The following is a 16,291-nucleotide window of genomic DNA, read 5'->3' as shown; positions in this document are numbered from 1 at the left end:
TCCGAGTCATGGCCAGCCGTTGATTGAATGGCGGATGATCATCGAAGGTACTCATGGGCGTTGATCACTGTGGCAACAACAAAGGCCGGGCCCTTGTGAGAGCCCGGCCTTTATGCCGTATGGCGGCGGATTAATCCTTAAAGGCTAATCTGTCGTCAATCAGCGTCACAGAATCGCCATGCACACGAAGTCCAGAATGAACAGCGCGGCCACAATCCAGATGATCGGGTGAACCTCCTTGGCCTTGCCCTTGCAGGTCTTCACGATGCAGTACATGATGAAGCCGCCGGCGATGCCGTAGGAGATGGAGTAGGAGAAGGCCATGAACACGGCTGCGAAGAACGCCGGGATGGCTTCGGCGATGTCGTCCCACCTGACTTCCTTCAGGGAGGCGGCCATCATGCAGCCGACGATCACCAGCACGCCGGCGGTTGCGGCGGACGGCACGGCAGAGACGACCGGGGCCAGGAACGCGGACAGGGCGAAGCAGATCGCCACAACCACGGAGGTCAGGCCGGTGCGGCCGCCTGCGGCGATGCCGGCGGAAGACTCGACGTAGGTGGTGGTGTTCGAGGTGCCGCAGATAGCGCCAATGGAGGTGGCGATGGAGTCGGCGAACAGGGCCTTGTCCATCTTGGAGGAGAAGCCGTGACCGTTCTCCAGAGCCTTCTCATCCTCGGCGGAGAAGATGCCGGTGCGGCGGCCGGTGCCGATGAAAGTGCCCAGGGTGTCGAACGTATCGGACATGGAGAAGGCGAAGATGGTCACGATGACCAGAGGCAGCTTGGAGACGTCGGAGAACAGCGCCGGGAAGCCCTCAGCGGAGAAGATCGCGCCGAAGGTCTGCGGCAGCTGGGAGAAGGTTTCGCTGATGGACTGCGAGTTGGACCAGGTGGTAACGCCGAACGGGATGCCGATCACGGTGGTGATGGCGATGGCCAGCAGCATGCCGCCCTTAACCTTCATCACGGTGAACACAATGGCCAGTACGAGGCCGATCAGGAAGACCCACAGCACCTTGTCGTTGAAGTCGGCCAGACCCGGGGTCGCCGCCACGGCGCCTCCCTTGGCCGCGGCTTTCGGGTCGCCGGGGGTGAACTTGATCAGTCCGACGTTCAGCATGCCCACATAGGCCACGAACAGGCCGATGCCGCCGCCGATGGCGCGCTGCAGAGGCTCGGGGATGGCCAGGATGATCATCTTGCGGATTCTGGTGACGGTGATGAGGATGTTGATCAGGCCGCACAGGAACACCATGCACATGGTCTGCTGCCAGGTGAAGCCGAGGCCGAAGCATACGGTGTAGGTGAAGAACGCGTTGAGGCCCATGCCGGCGGCCTGGGCGTACGGCACGTTGGCGAACAGGCCCATGACCAGGGTGCCGATGATGGCGGCGATGATGGTGGCCAGGAACACGCCGCCCCACGGCATGCCCGTCTGCGACAGGATCTGCGGGTTGACGACGATGACGTAGGCCATCGCGAAGAACGTGGTCAGGCCGGCCAGAATCTCAGTCGAGACGGTCGTGCCGTTTTCCTTCAAATGGAAGAATTTCTCCATCTACTCTCTACTTCCTTGGGTTTATGCGGGGCTGCGCACCGCGCGCATAATGCTGCGGCTGGCCCCGGCGAGAATTGCGACTCGCCCTGATCGGCCTGCCCAACGCGCGTCAGGTGTTGCGCACCCAATCAGAACCGTGGCCGATTATAGCTTGTGAAGGTAACGTGAACGGGTCCGGGAGTAGACTGACTGCCAGAATAATTCGGAACAACTCAGGGGACACGCAGGGCACACCCGTGGAAGGAAGGCGCGCGATGAAACCGGCCGTCGAAGTCAGCATCACCTCTTGGAAGAAGAACGTCGTCAAACCCGGCCAGGAGTACGGCCGCGTACTGCTGATGCCCGGCACCGGCTACAACTGCGACCGCCCGCTGCTCTACTGGTCGGCCCAGGCTCTGGTCGAGGCCGGCTGGCGAATCGACCGCATGAACGTACGCAACGCTTCCGACGACCTGTCCACGGTGATTCCGGTCCTCAATCAGGCGATTGACGGCTGGGTGGCCGCCGCGCGCGAGTCCGGCGCGGGTAAAGCCGGTGATTCCGGGGATGGCGTTGCCGCCGATGATTCTGCTACCGTGCTGGCCGATGGCGCAGCGGGCTCGCCGAACCGTGATTCCGACACCCCGTCCGGCCCTCGCCTGTTGCTGATCGGCAAGTCGCTGACGACGATGACCTACCCACATGTGGCCTCACACTACGGTCTGCCGTTCGTGCTGCTGACCCCGGTGCTGCATCACGCCGATTTCGATCCATCCGCCCGGGTGATTCCGGTGCCGGCTGTCGGCGATGATATCGTCGCCGAAGCCGAGGCCCCGAGCGTGGCCGAAGCAAGGGCGATCATCCGCGCAGAACCGGCCGGCCAGTCGCACGCCGCCAGCTCCCGATACTCCGGCCCGGCACCGCTGATCTGCGCCGGCACCGCCGATCCGTTCTACGATCGAGCCCGCGCCAACGCGCTCACCCCGCACGTGCACGAATGCCCGGATGCCAACCATTCGATCGAGGTGCCCGGCCACTGGCGTCGCTCGCTCGACTATCTGAAGGAAGTCACCGCGTCCGTAGCCCAGTACGCCGCCGCGCTGTAACGCCCCGCGACACGCCCGAATTCTGCAATGTCGCTGACCATCCGTAGTCTAATCATCTGTAAACCACAGACCGTTGGTTGAAGTGCGCGCGAGTGCATTTCCGAAGTTTGGTTCGCCAAGCCAGCGCAGGTTGAGAGATATAAGCCCGTCAAGGGCCGGCGAAGGTCGCTTCGCGAGATTGTATTGCTCTGCCTGTGTGCAGGGCTTTTTTGTTGCCCGGCCGAAAGTTCCGAACTCCAAGTCAACGGCCGACTTAGGAAGGAACGCCATGAAGAGGCCCGAAAAGGAAGCGGTAGTCGCTCAGCTTACGGAAGAATTCCGTAACGCTGACGCCGTCTACCTGACCGAGTACCGCGGGCTTACCGTTCCGCAGATTTCCGATCTGCGTGAAAAGCTAGGCCGCGATACTTCCTACACCGTGGCAAAGAACACGCTGGCACGCATCGCCGCCAAGGAAGCGGGCATTGAGGGTCTCGACGAGATTCTCTCCGGCCCGACCGCCATCACCTTCGTGAAGGGCGACTTCATCGAGGCTGCGAAGGTCATCCGTGACTTCGCCAAGGACAATAAGGCTCTTGTCATCAAGGGTGCCGCCGCTGACGGCACTGTCTACGATGCCGAGGGCGCCAAGAAGCTGGCAGACCTCAAGTCCCGCCCGCAGCTGCTTGCCGAATTCGCCGGCGACATCAAGGCATCGATGGCCAAGGCCGCGTACCTGTTCAACGCCCTGCCTACCAAGGCTGTGCGCACGATCGACGCCCTGCGCGAAAAGCAGGAGAAGGCTGCCTGATTTACGCCCTCACGGCATGAATCAGTCGCTTCGATAATTTAAACAATAAGGTTTATTAGGCAGCGGATCTACCACTTCGTCCGCCGCCAAGATTGAAAGGAAGCCATAATGGCTAAGTACACCAACGATGAGCTGCTGGAAGCCTTCGGCGAGATGACCCTGGTCGAGCTCTCCGAGTTCGTGAAGGCCTTCGAGGAGAAGTTCGACGTCGAGGCCGCCGCTCCGGTCGCCGCCGTCGCCGCTGTTGCCGGTGCCGCCGCTCCGGCCGAGGAAGAGAAGGATGAGTTCGACGTCATCCTCTCCGCCGTCGGCGACAAGAAGATCCAGGTCATCAAGGCTGTCCGCGCCATCACCTCCCTCGGCCTGGCCGAGGCCAAGGCTCTTGTCGACGGCGCTCCGAAGGCCGTCCTCGAGAAGGCCAAGAAGGAAGACGCCGAGAAGGCCAAGGCTCAGCTGGAAGAGGCTGGTGCCTCCGTCGAGCTCAAGTGATTTGTGCGGCATAAGCCGCAATCACAGCTTTTCGAGGAACCCCGCACCTGTGTTTCAGGCTGCGGGGTTTCCGCATACTGAGTAGACTAGTTGACGAGGGCGAGGCGGAGAACGCGATCCGGCGTGGAATCACAAAGCTGGCAATGAGCGAAAGTTGTCAATTCTGTGCCCAGTAATCCGCCAAAAGCCGGTAAAAGATGACACAATGGCACGTAGTGTGTTCAAATAGTGTGTCCAGGAAGGCGGTCACGGTGAGCGAGTGGACGGTGAAGATCAACGGTGTCGACCGGATCAGCGTCAAGCCGGGGGAGTGCGTGGAAATCGGCCGTAAGCCGTTACGCCCCCTTGCCGATGATGGCAACACCCGCCTTGACGTCGCCGATCAAACCAAATCGATGTCCAAACGGCACGCCATGTTCACGGTAAAAAGCAACGGTACGGCCTCGGTCCGCGATCTTGGATCGACCAATGGATCGTATGTGGTGCGGGAAAATGGCGATTTGTTGCGCTTGCCGGCCAATACCGAGTTCCTATTGCCGGCGTCTCCCATGCGCATGCAGTTCGGTGATGTGCCTGCGGACTTCATTCGTCTCGACGATCCAGTGGCAAAGCCGCTCGACCTCAAGGTGCCTGATTTGTTTGGCTATGCGGTTCACGAAGCACCGCAGGAGCCGGATGCGGCGGATATGTCCGTCGACGATATTCTTGATTTGCGGGCCGGCGAGCCGACCGCCATCTTCAGCGCGGATAATGTGCGACGCAAGGTTGACGAACTTGAACTTGGCTCACTGAATATCACGCAGCCCGTGACGAAAAACGATGAGCCGGCCATACCCCGTGACCTGTTCGCGGATGCGCTGGCCCAGCATGCCGAGCAGGAGACCGAACGCAAAACCCAGCAGGCCATGGACTCCGTGGTACTGCCGAAGCAGCAAACTGAGCCTGAGTCGTCGACCGTAGCGCCCGCGTCCAAGCACAGCAGAATCTCCGGTATTGTCCCGGTAGATGCCATCGCCCATGCTGTCGTTAAGCACTCTCCCAGCACAAGCGAGCCGGCAGTGGCATCGGCGGCGGTTGTTGAATCCGATGCAGCGGCTGGCGCAAGCAAGTCAGCCGAAAACGTCCAGTCTGAAGACACCCAGCCTGAGATCGCTCAGCCGGCAACCGCCCAGTCTGAAACCGACCAGCCGGCAGCTGACGTACCGGACGATCAGCAGCGGACCGCAGCCGAAGCATATCAAGAATCCACCGCAGCAGGCGTAGCAGACCAGCAGCCGTCTGCCGAAACCGAAACCGCTCAGCAGTCGGTCTCCGAAGCGTCTGATATCTACTCCACGGGCGTACACACCCCAGTCTTCGAGCCCGGCTCGGTGTTCGAGCGTGTGGCCAAGGGCGAGCTGAAAGCACAGGAGCCGGCAGTCGAAGTCGATGGCCTGACCTCTGACGAGGCAAAAACCACGCAAGATTTCAATGTTCAGTTCGAAGTCGCCCGTCATCCTGAATTGCTGGCGTTCCTCGCCATGAATCCGTACCTGTACGATGACATGTATTCTTGGCTCGCCGCCCGTGGCGAGGCCGATATTGACGAAGCCCTGTCTCACAACAAGGGCTATCAGGAATACCGCGAAGCGGTTGGAAAGTGAGTCGAGAGATGACCCAGAGCCAGACTCAGAACCAGAATCTCACGGAAGGTCTGAATCGCATCCGTCGCTGGCGTGACCAATACCGCAGCATGCAGCCGCCATCGCCGCTCGAGGATGTGAATCAGCTGGCCGCGAAGCTGGAGATGACCCATGCCCATCCCTCCGGCATCGCCCAGCTGTTCGCTTCCGGCCATGTCCGGTTGGATTCGTTGTTCCGTGACACGGGTGTGCTTAAGGCCGCCGAACGCCATATCGGGCGCGTACTGGATGACCAGGCCGCCAAACGCAGGATTTCCGGCGTGGCGGAGTTGTCGCTCGTGGTCGGCGTGGCCACGTGGAAGGGCAACGCGCTGCCGGTACTGTTGTACCCGGTGAGCGTCACGATCGCGGATGATGGCTTGTCGACCACCATTCGATTCACCGGTCGCGTGACCCTGAACGCCGCGTTCGTCAATGCATTGCGTGAGCAGGGGGTGTTCCTGGATGAGGATTCCCTGTTTGACGGTGCCAGCTATGACAGTGGCACTCCTGAAACTTCCGCGATGTTCGCCCGTATTTCGTCCGAAGCATCGGAGCGTATTTCCGACTTCGCCATCGAGCGCCAGATTGTGCTCGGATGCTTCATGGACCCCTCGTCGCAGATGATCAGCGAAAGCCGACAGTTTATCGACCAGCTGGAGAACGGCCCCACCGGCAATGTGCTGTTGGACGCGCTTGCCGGCGACGAATCCGCCCGCACCGCGCTCAAAGACGCCAATATTCCGCAATACAGTCCTTTCGACGTAGACCCGCATGCCGAGTACGAAGTCGGCGATGTGGACAATACGGTGCGATATGCCGCGTCGCTTGCCGCCAACGGCCATAGCATCGTGGTCGACGGCACCTTCCCGAAGGGCACCGCGGAGCAGGCTGTGGCCATCGCATCGCGCTGCCTGATGAATGGTCGTTCCGTGCTGTACGTGCCCGGCGTGGCCGAGCAGAAGCGTCTGTTCATCCAGACGGCCTCCGCCAATGAGATGAAGGCGCAGGTACTGGATGTATCCGATGAACACGCCAACGCCGCGCTTGATAAGCAGCTGATTGCCGCAGTCGGATTCCAGCCCGGAGTCGCCACCCAGCGATTCGACCAGCTGGCCGACGAACTCGTGGGCGTGCGCTCGCGCTTGACCCGCTACTTGGGCGACCTGCACGGGGGCAACGATAAGTGGAATGTGTCCGCATACGAGACCATTCAGAATCTGGCCCGTATCTCCGTGCTCCCGACGCACCCTGCCACCCACGTTCGACTTGACGAGTCAAGTGCCCTGAGCATCGCCAACGATATTGACACATGGATCGGCAAGATGGAACGCGCCGGCGAGCTCGGCGAATACACCATCGGCCCGGAAGACACCGCATGGTACAAGGCGTCCATCACCACTGAAGAACAGGCAGTAACCGACTACCAGCGCGTGGACGATTTGCTGCGTCGCTTCCTGCCCGCCACCCGTGAGCAGGTGACACGCACCGTGCAGACCTGCGGATTCCCGGTTCCTCCCACCACCCGCGAGTGGGAGCGTCAGGTTACGGTTTTGAAGAATCTGCGACGAGTGCTTGACGTGTTCCAGCCGGAGATTTTCGAGCGAGACATCAGCTCCATGATCGAGGCCACCAAGCCGAAGAGCCAGCGCAAGGCCGAAGGCACGTCGATGGGATTCTGGGAGCGCCGCCGCCACATCAAGGAAGCCAAGGATCTGTTGCGCGTCGGCGCGCAGGTCGAGGACTTGCACGAAGCGTTGAAGGTAGTCGCCAAGCAAGGGGAGCAGTGGCATCAGTTCGTGCCTCACGGCGGTTGGCCGGTGCTGCCCAGCAAGCTCGACGAGATCATCTCCACCCAAGAGGCGCTGGTCAGCAATATGACCGCGCTGGATACCGTGCTTTCCACCACACCCGCTGGTGGCAATCTGGAAACCGCCGATTTCGAGAAGGTGGAAGCACGCCTGAAAGCACTGCTGGATGATCGCAAGGCACTGGACACCTTGCCGGAGCGTTGCCTGCTGGAGCAGGAATTCGCCTCTGCCGGACTGAACGAACTGGTCGCCGATCTCAACGCTCGCCGAGTGAGCGTGGAGCAGGTGCGCGGCGAAGTGCAGCTGGCCTGGTGGACCACCGTGTTTGAGGACATTGTGCGTTCGTCCGCCATCATCTCCAACCAGGATGGTGCCGCGCTGCAGACCGCATCCGACCGCTTCGCACAGGTCGATGTGGAGCACGTGCGCTCCATCGGACCGATGGTGTCGCAGGAATCCATGCGCCGCCTGTGCGACATGCTGTTCTCCCGCACTCAGGAAGCCAACCAGATGCACACCGTGCTGGCAGGGCGCTCCAGTGTGTCGCTGAGCAGGATTCGCCGTGATCATCCGGAGATTCTGGCCGCGGCCAAGCCGATTCTGGTGGCCGCACCGGGTACGCTCGCCGCACTCACCGAGCCGGGTGTGCTGGCTGATGTGGCGATTCTCGATGCGTGCGCGCACATTCCCGCTATCGAGTTGCTGTCCATCATCGGCCGCGTGCAGCAGGTGGTGGTGATCGCCCACTGCGCGACGGTAACCAGCGAAAGCGTCAAGCAGCTGATCGACACGTTGCCTCATATCGAGGTGGATGCTGCCCCGTCTCGCCGTGCGCCGCGCCTGTCCGCATTCCTTGAATCCGAGGGATATGGTCCTGTTCGCTATGATGTGGCCACCGAGCCGGCTGCCGGTGAGGTGCGATTCCACCGTGTGGAAGCGAGCGGTGTGCCGGTTATGTCTTCTGGCCTGGTGGAATCCAGCCAGCCGGAGATTGATGAAGTGGTGCGTCTGATTACACAACGTGCCGCCGGTTTTGCCGTGGTTCCTTCCAGCTATCGACTTGTGGTCGTGACGTTGACCGACGCATTCCGCACACGCTTGGGTGCCGAATTGAAATCGTTGGCAGGCAAATCCAAGGCGATGGGCCGATTCCTGCGCCATGTGCGGCTGGTTTCCTTGCGTGACGTGGCCGGAGGTCGTGCCACTGACGTGATTCTGTCGATGTGCTATGCGAAAACCACGCATGGACGTCTGCTTCAGCAGTTCGGCCCGCTCGAAAGCACAGGCGGTCGCGGACTGTTGCTGGATGCCCTGGCATTGGCGGACCACAGCTTGGATATTGTGTCGGCCTTTGGTTCCGAAGATTTGGATGAAGAACGACTGCACCAGTCCGGTTCTCGGTTCCTGAAGACCATGTTGACGTGGGCCGAACAGCTTGACGACCGTCCGGTGCTTCCGTTGCGTGGTGCGGCAGGCGGCAACGTGCTGTTCGACGATATCGCCGACAGGTTGCGCGCGCGAGGACTGAACGCTGCTGTTGATTATGGATTCGACAAGGGCGTGAAGATTCCGCTCGTGGTGGGATTAAAGGACAAGCCGTTTGCCTTGGCCGTGCAGACCGATGACGCGAACTTTATGTCCGTGCAATCCACGCGCAGGCGTCATCGTTTGTCGGCACAGGATCTCATTTCCTTGGGCTGGAATGTGATGACCGTCTGGAGTGTCGCCGCCTTTGTGAACCCCGATAAGGAAGTCGACCGTATCGTCAGCCGTATCGGCGAGATCTACCGCGAGGTTGAATAATCATGGCGGAATACTCGGCTACACGGCGCACACCGCGCAAGCACAAGCGCGTGGTGATGAAGGGCACTGAGCAGTTTGACGCTGACGGCGTCAAACTCGAGCCCGGAGACATGCAGACCAACCAACAACGGCAATCCGACGACGACAAACGCATCCTCGGCGAACTGCCGCCACACTGGGCTGTTTTCAACGAGCGCGAGTAGAAGTTGGGGCGCACTCTGTGCGCCCCAACTCTGTGTTTTCCGCAGCCCTACGGCTGAGGAAAACACAGCATCGGCCGAAGGCCGATTCCGCTTCCTAGCGCACAACGGCCATAATCGCTCCGGCCTGTTGCAGCTCCATAACCTTGGCCGCGGCCTCCGGTGGCATTGCGAACGACACCAGTCGGTCGTTGACTCCCAATGCGCCAGTCGTATCCGGTTTGCCGACATTCATCACCGTGGCATTCTCGGCCAGCGTGCAATCGGCACCTTCGCAACCGACGGCGGAAACCAGTCTCACCCGATCGCCGGCCAATACATCGTCGACGCTACTGGCCAAGCGGACTTCAATCACCGTAGTGCCGGTCGGTGTTACGGGCGCATCTCTGGCCATATGCGTGGAAATGGGATCGGCTGCTTCGATATCGATTTGCGCCACCTTGCCCACCACATCCTCAATATTGCCCGCCCAAGACGGGCCTATCGCAGATACCGGCATAGCAGCCAACTGAACGTCGACGGCCAGAATAATGTCACCCCGTCGAATCGAACGAGCGGCCACCACCATCGGCTCGGTCTCTACCACGGCCAATACGGCTTCAAGCCCAAACAACACTGCGAGTCCCACGCACAACGCAGCAGTAAGTCGGCGCAAGGCATCCGCCATGCGCCGTCGCCGCAATGAACCGCGCGCAGGCGGCTTAATAAACGAAAAGGTCACCATGCAACCATGATGACCTGAAGTTTTTCGTAAGCGCAAGCTGAATCGACCTATGTGGTTCTAGCTTGCCAAGTTATCCACAACGCTTCAAACCCGTGCAACAGACAGTGCCCGTAGTGCCAATATCCGCGGCATACCGCCGTCGACACCATCTTTTACCGAGGGAAAACGGGGAGCCGACCTTACTTGCCGGATTTGTCGGTGCGGTAGAATCCGTGACCCTTGAACTCAATCGGCACGGCGGAATACACCTTGTGCACCTGCTCCTGCGAGCACTTGGGGCACACGGTAATCGGGTCGTCATTGAACGACTGCTGTTCGGTGAAGTCATAGTCGCAGTTCTTGCAACGGTAATGATAGGTAGGCAACGGATTCCTCCAACAAAGTCATATTTCTCGCGCATGGCGTGCAACACCATGCCATGCAACCGTTCATATCCTAGTCGCCGCCCTGACACATTGGCGTTACGGTCTTACTAGCCAGCTTGCTGTTGCCACTCTGGTTCCATCGGCCAGTGTGCGTGGCTGGTTGGTCAGTCTGGCTTGCGCCGAGCATCTTGGCCGGCCGGTCAGCTCAACCGGCCCGATGAGCTAAGTCGCCGGTATCCCTCCGGCGTCAGCACTCCGTCGGCCGGCACATCATGTGGTTCGGCCGGCAAATCGGTGTCCAACACCTCCCACGGCCAGCACACCGCAATCAGGGGACATGCGGGCTTGCGGCGAGCCAAGGCCCGGTCATACCAGCCGGCACCACGCCCCAGACGATTGCCCTGCGGGTCCACTGCCAAAGCCGGAGCGATGACCAGATCGGCCTTCTCCAACGCTTCGGGCGGTAGAACTGCGCCAGTTGGCTCGTCCGGTCTGTGATGGACGGTGCTAGAGGATGGCTCATCGGGTCCGTGATGGACGGTGCTGGGAGAGCTGCAGCTACCGGCATTGTTCGCGCCACCCACTGCATCCATCGAGCGCAAGGATTCCAATGAATCCAGCACACTCCAGCCAATTTCCAACCCAGACCCCAACCGTGGCACCAACACGTGGCAGCCATGGGCCAGCAGCCATCGCAACAGTGGCCGGGTTTCGATTTCCGAACCCATCGACACATATGCCGCCACTGTGGGACCATCCTGAATCATGTGTGCTGGGAACCGTCGCACCAGCAATTCACCGGCCGCTCCGCATTCTTCCGCTGGAATGCGCTTGCGCCGAGACAGTATATGGTGGCGCAGCGTCGCTTTATCCGTCTTCTCTGTTTTCTCTGTGCCGCTGTAGTCGCTGCCGATATTCATGCCACTGCCCACTTCGCTCATACCGCACAGTCTAGTGTTTCCACCGTAAAACGAAAGTGGCCACGGTAGCGGCGCAAGACCTTCATATGGCTACAATAAGGGCCGTGTCAGTTTTCCAGTCGATTAAAGAGGCGTTCAAGCTGGACCACCAGATTCGCCCGCCACGTCTCACCCATCCCGGTTTTCCGATAGTCCTGCGCCCCCTGACCATGGATGATGAGGACGGCTGGAACGAAGTGCGCTGGCGCAACAACGACTGGCTGGCACCTTGGGAATCCGGTGACCCGATGCGTGGCGGCTCCATCACATTCAATCAATGGGTGCAGCGGCAGCGCCGTAACGAGCAGCATGGCGTCGGCGTGATCTTCGCCATCGAATACCAGATGCGTATCGTCGGCCAGATTTCGTTGGGCGCCATAGCGTATGGTGCCATGCGTACCGGCGTGGTTGGCTATTGGGTCGATCAACGGTACGCCGGCCACGGATTCGCGCCGATGGCACTGGCTATGCTTGCCGATTGGGCGCTCGGAGACCCATTCGGGCCCGCGTTGCATCGGCTGGAAATCGCCATTCTGCCGGATAATGCGCGTTCTTTGGCTGTGGTGCGTAAGGTCGGAGCCCATCATGAGGGACTGCGCGAGCGGTATATGTATGTAAATGGCCAGTGGCGCGATCACGTAACGTTTGCGCTGTTGGCTGAAGATATGAGGCAAGGGTTCGCCGCCAGACTCGCCGCCGCCGGTTCCAGATAAGCGTCGACCGGAAGAATTCCGCTCCGACACGCCCGGGCGGAAAGCCCCAGTTCGTCGGTACGTCTCCTATCCTTGACTCTATGGGTTATGAGTCACTGAGCACTGTCGTCGTGCTGGTGATTGTGGCGATTATTATCGTTGTATGGCTGCCCGTACGTACGGCCAACGGCATGAAACGTGTGGACGAGCATCGGCAGGATCGTTATTCGCCTTCTCTGCATATCGTTGATGCAGAGAACGGCAGACGATTCGGAGACATCAAGCCGTATAAGGCGAAAGGGGCAGCAATGCCAGCATCAACACCGTCAGCGAGGCTGACACCTGAGCACATCGCCCATGTGCGGGAACTGCGCCGCGCGGCCATCCGCCGCCGGCAGATTCTCGCCGTATGCCTGCTTGCCATAACCGTGTTGGTGTTTGCCGTATCGTTCCCCCTGCATTTCAGCCCGCTGCTTGCTCTTATTCCGTTCGTGCTGTTGCTGCTGCTGCTGGTGCTGGGAGCCAATGCCTCACGCCAGGCCCGGCAATGGGAGCGCAAGGTGGTCCGCTACGAGCGGACCCATAGCGGTACGGGCTGGTCCAAGAAACCGTCTGCCGAGTCCAAGGACAGCAAGCGCGTGAACAAGGCCGAACCGGTTGCGGCCGTAACTGCGCCTGCCGAGCAGATTGAGGATGCTGTCACCGAGGTCATGGAACAACGGCAGATTCGCTGCGCATTACGTGATGCCGAGATTGAGCAGGCCAAGGCCAAGGCGTTGCGTCAGTCCGCCGCCGCATATCAGGCCGCGGCGGAGCACGCCAAACAGTCTGAGAAGTCTGATACTGCACAGTCCGCCGCCGATAAGCCTGCCGCCGAACCGTCTGCTATGGTCGATGAATCCGCTGACCGTAAGTCCGCTGCCGAAACCAGTGAATCTTCCGCCGCGCCCGATGCCTCCGCTCGCACGGATAAGTCGACTAAGTCGGATAAGTCCGTCGCCCCTCGAGTTGAACCATCGCTTACGGTGCGTGACGAGCGTGATGAGCGCGACGATGCCGCTGCCGATGCTACGTCGGAACTGGCCAGCGTACGCCCCGCCCGGGCACTGGATGTCTTCGATATGGCCACCTCGCAGGATCTCATTTCCTTCACTTTGGGTGGAGAGCATAACGCCGACAACGCTCCGGAGAGCTTGGAGATCAAGTCGACCCGTCAGGTGTCCAAGGCGGAACCTGTCGAACCCGCAGTGGCGGAGAAGTTGATTGACGAGGCCCGAGCCGTCAAGGCCGCGGACGATGCCAAGGCCGCCGATGCGGGCAAGGCTGTCGGCGCCGGAAACGCTGTAGACACTGAGTCGGAGCAGCGCGATGATGCCGATACGAACGTCGCTACGGACGCCGGTGACGAGGCTGCAAACGCCGCCCAGCGAGCTGCATTCCACGAATCCGAGGAGCGTGCCGACGTCGAAGCGCCAGCGGCGACCACCGATTCGTTGGGCGCAGGCTTGGACTCCATTCTTGCCCGCCGCGGCAACTGAGCGTTGCGATTCGCCGATTTTCTCTCACAGCGTTAGCACTCGAGTTGGCAGAGTGCTAATAATCGCGCTACGATGTGTCCTAGCGCAAAGGGACAACGCAAGTGATCGTCAGCCTCTTGAGGCGTTCTGGCGCGGCATTATCGAACTACAAGTAGATACGAGGTGACCCACAGTGTCGATTAAGCTCACACCGTTGGAAGACAAGATCATCGTCAAGCAGGCCGAGGCCCAGACCCAGACCGCTTCCGGTCTGTATATTCCGGACAACGCCAAGGAGAAGCCGCAGCAGGGTGAAGTCCTGGCCGTTGGCCCGGGCCGTCGTGACGACAAGGGCGAGCGCATCCCGATGGATGTCAAGGTCGGCGACAAGGTGCTGTACTCCAAGTACGGCGGCACCGAAGTCCACTACGAGGGTGAGGACTACCTCATCGTCGGCGCCCGCGACATTCTCGCCATCCTCGGCTGATTAGTCGCCTAGCGAACTTCAACAACCCCGACTGTTCCCGCGGACAGTCGGGGTTTTCTCTTGCCAGGCGGAAAGGGGCTCCCCTCAGAGAGGGGAGCCGAAAACCGATCCCACCAAACGCCCAGCCATGCCTGCTATGCATAAAGGTGCATGCGTGCAACGTAGTTGAGTTCGGCGTTGCACCGCATCTGCACTGGGTAACGGATTGGGGTCCCTATGGAAGAGGCTTAGTCGGCGATCTGGCCGAGCGGCTTAAGACATTTTGCACAAGACGGCAGTAGATCGACGGTATGTTGTTTTTTCCGTGTCGCAGGTTCGTGGTGTCGTCGCGCTGTGCCAATGGTTGTCTCTCTACCGACGCTGAGTGCCGTGGCATGAGGCCAGCGTCGGCAGTGGGCCACGAAATGGCGATGTGCCGATGCTGAGCCGCATTGGTGTCGTTATCGGGCCAGTTTTTGGACCATTACCAACGGCAAATCGGCGTTTTGTGTCGGCGACGGTCCAAAAACTGGCGGTCTGCCGACGATAAGTGCCGTCATCGTCGGCAGACCGCCAGGTATTGTCCCTGTGCCGACGTAAAAGCCCTGCCATCGTCGTCACCGAGCCATCTTGTGACTCACTGACGGCGGCAGCAGGGCGGAAGAGGCCGAAATCGTGCGCGCGATGCGGTCTCACACCTCGAATCCGGCCTCCACCAGCGCGTGATCGATGTCGCGAATCAAATCGTCCGTATCCTCCAGACCCACGGCCAGACGGAAGAAGCCGCGGTGGAACTCAGACGGGTACACAGGTATTGGCGCTCGTCATCCTCGCCGAGGAACACGATCGGCGATTCGTCATGGCTGAGCGACACGGCCGACGTAATCACATTGAGCTTGGAAACGAACCGGTTGTGCCCGTCATGATCGGTGTCGAGGCCGAACGACAGCACGCCGCCGAACCCGGAGTCCGGGCGGACCAGCTGGCTGACCGCCACCTCGTGGTGCGGGTGCGATTCCAGACCGGGGTACTCCACGAAACGCACCACATCCAGCGATTCGAGATGCTTGTCAATCGCCAAGGCCGAGGGGTCGTAGGGCACAGCGCGTAGGTGTTCGCCAGCGTGATGGGGCGACGGATCGCGCCGGTTTCGGCGTCGACCCCGTTACCGAGGTGAATGGCCAGCGTGCCGAATCCGAGCGGCTGGTCGTCGAATGATTGTCCGTGATGTACAAGATCAGAAGCCATGCACCCAGCATGCCAGCATGCGCTGTGCCGCCGCAAACAGGCGACACCGCTCGAAAACCGCGCCATTGCAAGGTTCTGGAGCACAATATAAGAAAAATGATTGGGTGAAGTGCGGGGTGCAGCCTTGGTCGGGGCTGTTTGCAGGGCCGAAGCGGACCCTGAAAACACGCTGTGAGACACGCCGATAAAACCGCAGAATTCCGCGGTAAAACAAGGTTTTCGTAGGGGCTGATTTGCGTACCTGGAAAATTTGTGATTATATAGCCAAGTTGCCTGTTGAGGTCAAACACCGCGGCGGGAAACAGACTGGCGGATTTCCCAAGCGGTCAAAGGGAGCTGACTGTAAATCAGCCGCTTCGTGCTTCAGTGGTTCGAATCCACTATCCGCCACGCCCCGATAGCTCAGTGGTAGAGCACTTCCTTGGTAAGGAAGAGGTCGTGAGTCCAATTCTCACTCGGGGCTCTCTGGCGGGGTAGCTCAGCTGGCTAGAGCGTACGACTCATAATCGTAAGGTCAAGAGTTCGAGCCTCTTCCTCGCTACAAATCGCGCCTGCTAACCGGTGGGCGCGCACTATACCTAAGAACACAGAGGTGAATGACAATGGCTAAGAGCGCCGACATCCGTCCGGGCATCACGCTGGCCTGCACCGAGTGCAAGGAGCGTAACTACATTACGACTAAGAACCGTCGTAACACGCCCGACCGTCTTGAGCTCAAGAAGTTCTGCCCGCGCTGCGGCAAGCAGACCGTGCACCGCGAGACTCGTTGATCGCAAGTATCACAGCTTTACACAACCCGGCCCATTCGGCCGGGTTTTTGCGTATTGACTCCAGAGCCGAGTGGCAGGGTGCGGAATCAGTATCCGCATCGCGTGAGAAACGGCAGAGACCCCGCGTCTGAACGAACCCCTCGCGGGTGTT

At 60.3% G+C, this 16,291-nt stretch carries 15 protein-coding genes and 3 tRNA genes; 13 read left to right on the top strand and 5 right to left on the bottom strand.

Features of this window, described 5'->3' with window-relative positions; translation table 11 throughout:
• Positions 1-165 precede the first annotated feature (165 nt).
• Positions 166-1,560, bottom strand: a complete 1,395-nt coding sequence (locus BLIJ_RS11735) for an NCS2 family permease (protein ID WP_012578500.1) — start codon at positions 1,558-1,560, stop codon at positions 166-168.
• Between the two features lie 254 nt (positions 1,561-1,814).
• Between BLIJ_RS11735 and BLIJ_RS11730 the strand changes: the two genes are divergently transcribed.
• The 6 genes from BLIJ_RS11730 to BLIJ_RS11705 all read left to right on the top strand — a co-directional run bounded on the left by BLIJ_RS11730 (position 1,815) and on the right by BLIJ_RS11705 (position 9,402).
• On the top strand, positions 1,815-2,645 hold the full coding sequence (locus BLIJ_RS11730) for a hypothetical protein (RefSeq protein ID WP_012578499.1): 831 nt from the start codon (positions 1,815-1,817) through the stop codon (positions 2,643-2,645).
• Between the two features lie 268 nt (positions 2,646-2,913).
• Positions 2,914-3,435 (top strand): 50S ribosomal protein L10, encoded by a 522-nt coding sequence (gene rplJ, locus BLIJ_RS11725; protein ID WP_007053001.1) that lies wholly within the window; start codon positions 2,914-2,916, stop codon positions 3,433-3,435.
• A 108-nt stretch (positions 3,436-3,543) separates the two neighbouring features.
• On the top strand, positions 3,544-3,924 hold the full coding sequence (gene rplL / locus BLIJ_RS11720; protein WP_012578498.1) for a 50S ribosomal protein L7/L12: 381 nt from the start codon (positions 3,544-3,546) through the stop codon (positions 3,922-3,924).
• A gap of 251 nt (positions 3,925-4,175) precedes the next feature.
• Entirely contained in the window at positions 4,176-5,567 is a 1,392-nt protein-coding gene (locus tag BLIJ_RS11715; RefSeq protein ID WP_014485168.1) for an FHA domain-containing protein, read from the top strand.
• Between the two features lie 8 nt (positions 5,568-5,575).
• Positions 5,576-9,199: a PDDEXK-like endonuclease domain-containing protein gene (locus BLIJ_RS11710; RefSeq protein ID WP_012578496.1), complete on the top strand. Its 3,624-nt coding sequence runs from the start codon at positions 5,576-5,578 to the stop codon at positions 9,197-9,199.
• Positions 9,200-9,201: 2 nt separating this feature from the next.
• A complete protein-coding gene (locus BLIJ_RS11705; RefSeq protein ID WP_012578495.1) occupies positions 9,202-9,402 on the top strand; it encodes a hypothetical protein in 201 nt (66 codons plus the stop codon).
• Between the two features lie 94 nt (positions 9,403-9,496).
• Here the strand turns inward: BLIJ_RS11705 and BLIJ_RS11700 are convergent, their stop codons facing one another.
• The 3 genes from BLIJ_RS11700 to BLIJ_RS11690 form a co-directional block, all read right to left on the bottom strand.
• Complete coding sequence (locus tag BLIJ_RS11700; protein ID WP_032743512.1) at positions 9,497-10,066, bottom strand: SAF domain-containing protein; 570 nt, start codon at positions 10,064-10,066, stop codon at positions 9,497-9,499.
• Positions 10,067-10,302: 236 nt separating this feature from the next.
• Positions 10,303-10,488, bottom strand: coding sequence for an FmdB family zinc ribbon protein (locus tag BLIJ_RS11695; RefSeq protein ID WP_012578493.1), 186 nt, complete (start codon positions 10,486-10,488; stop codon positions 10,303-10,305).
• Positions 10,489-10,688: 200 nt separating this feature from the next.
• Positions 10,689-11,429, bottom strand: a complete 741-nt coding sequence (locus BLIJ_RS11690) for a 5-formyltetrahydrofolate cyclo-ligase (RefSeq protein WP_172620082.1) — start codon at positions 11,427-11,429, stop codon at positions 10,689-10,691.
• Between the two features lie 65 nt (positions 11,430-11,494).
• Here BLIJ_RS11690 and BLIJ_RS11685 point away from each other — a divergent pair, with 65 nt between their 5' ends.
• From BLIJ_RS11685 to groES, 3 genes are all read left to right on the top strand, one after another.
• A complete protein-coding gene (locus tag BLIJ_RS11685) occupies positions 11,495-12,160 on the top strand; it encodes a GNAT family N-acetyltransferase (protein ID WP_012578491.1) in 666 nt (221 codons plus the stop codon).
• 80 nt (positions 12,161-12,240) lie between these two features.
• Complete coding sequence (locus BLIJ_RS11680) at positions 12,241-13,677, top strand: hypothetical protein (RefSeq protein ID WP_012578490.1); 1,437 nt, start codon at positions 12,241-12,243, stop codon at positions 13,675-13,677.
• Positions 13,678-13,849: 172 nt separating this feature from the next.
• On the top strand, positions 13,850-14,143 hold the full coding sequence (groES, locus tag BLIJ_RS11675) for a co-chaperone GroES (RefSeq protein ID WP_007053011.1): 294 nt from the start codon (positions 13,850-13,852) through the stop codon (positions 14,141-14,143).
• A 718-nt stretch (positions 14,144-14,861) separates the two neighbouring features.
• Here groES and BLIJ_RS11670 read toward each other — a convergent pair.
• The gene (locus BLIJ_RS11670) at positions 14,862-15,224 is read right to left on the bottom strand and encodes a PLP-dependent transferase (RefSeq protein ID WP_014485163.1); all 363 of its coding nucleotides are present in this window, start codon (positions 15,222-15,224) and stop codon (positions 14,862-14,864) included.
• A 454-nt stretch (positions 15,225-15,678) separates the two neighbouring features.
• Here BLIJ_RS11670 and BLIJ_RS11665 point away from each other — a divergent pair.
• The 4 genes from BLIJ_RS11665 (at position 15,679) to rpmG (ending at position 16,140) form a co-directional block, all read left to right on the top strand.
• A tRNA-Tyr gene (locus BLIJ_RS11665) sits at positions 15,679-15,760 on the top strand.
• 1 nt (position 15,761) lies between these two features.
• Positions 15,762-15,833 (top strand) — tRNA-Thr (locus BLIJ_RS11660).
• Positions 15,834-15,837: 4 nt separating this feature from the next.
• Positions 15,838-15,911, top strand: a tRNA-Met gene (locus BLIJ_RS11655).
• A 61-nt stretch (positions 15,912-15,972) separates the two neighbouring features.
• Positions 15,973-16,140, top strand: a complete 168-nt coding sequence (gene rpmG / locus BLIJ_RS11650) for a 50S ribosomal protein L33 (RefSeq protein WP_007053013.1) — start codon at positions 15,973-15,975, stop codon at positions 16,138-16,140.
• Positions 16,141-16,291 lie beyond the last annotated feature (151 nt).

The organism is Bifidobacterium longum subsp. infantis ATCC 15697 = JCM 1222 = DSM 20088 (assembly GCF_000269965.1).
GTDB classification, from domain to species: Bacteria; Actinomycetota; Actinomycetes; order Actinomycetales; family Bifidobacteriaceae; genus Bifidobacterium; species Bifidobacterium infantis.
Note: the sequence above shows the minus strand (reverse complement) of the source record. Positions and strands in the feature narration are given on the sequence as shown.

Bases quoted from the DNA above. Each gene is read 5' to 3' on its own strand.
- rplJ (WP_007053001.1), top strand. From the start codon at position 2,914: ATGAAGAGGCCCGAAAAGGAAGCGGTAGTCGCTCAGCTTACGGAAGAA.
- BLIJ_RS11690 (WP_172620082.1), bottom strand. From the start codon at position 11,429: ATGAGCGAAGTGGGCAGTGGCATGAATATCGGCAGCGACTACAGCGGC.
- BLIJ_RS11710 (WP_012578496.1), top strand. From the start codon at position 5,576: ATGACCCAGAGCCAGACTCAGAACCAGAATCTCACGGAAGGTCTGAAT.
- rpmG (WP_007053013.1), top strand. From the start codon at position 15,973: ATGGCTAAGAGCGCCGACATCCGTCCGGGCATCACGCTGGCCTGCACC.
- rplL (WP_012578498.1), top strand. From the start codon at position 3,544: ATGGCTAAGTACACCAACGATGAGCTGCTGGAAGCCTTCGGCGAGATG.
- BLIJ_RS11685 (WP_012578491.1), top strand. From the start codon at position 11,495: ATGGCTACAATAAGGGCCGTGTCAGTTTTCCAGTCGATTAAAGAGGCG.
- BLIJ_RS11700 (WP_032743512.1), bottom strand. From the start codon at position 10,066: ATGGCGGATGCCTTGCGCCGACTTACTGCTGCGTTGTGCGTGGGACTC.
- BLIJ_RS11705 (WP_012578495.1), top strand. From the start codon at position 9,202: ATGGCGGAATACTCGGCTACACGGCGCACACCGCGCAAGCACAAGCGC.
- BLIJ_RS11730 (WP_012578499.1), top strand. From the start codon at position 1,815: ATGAAACCGGCCGTCGAAGTCAGCATCACCTCTTGGAAGAAGAACGTC.
- BLIJ_RS11735 (WP_012578500.1), bottom strand. From the start codon at position 1,560: ATGGAGAAATTCTTCCATTTGAAGGAAAACGGCACGACCGTCTCGACT.
- BLIJ_RS11680 (WP_012578490.1), top strand. From the start codon at position 12,241: ATGGGTTATGAGTCACTGAGCACTGTCGTCGTGCTGGTGATTGTGGCG.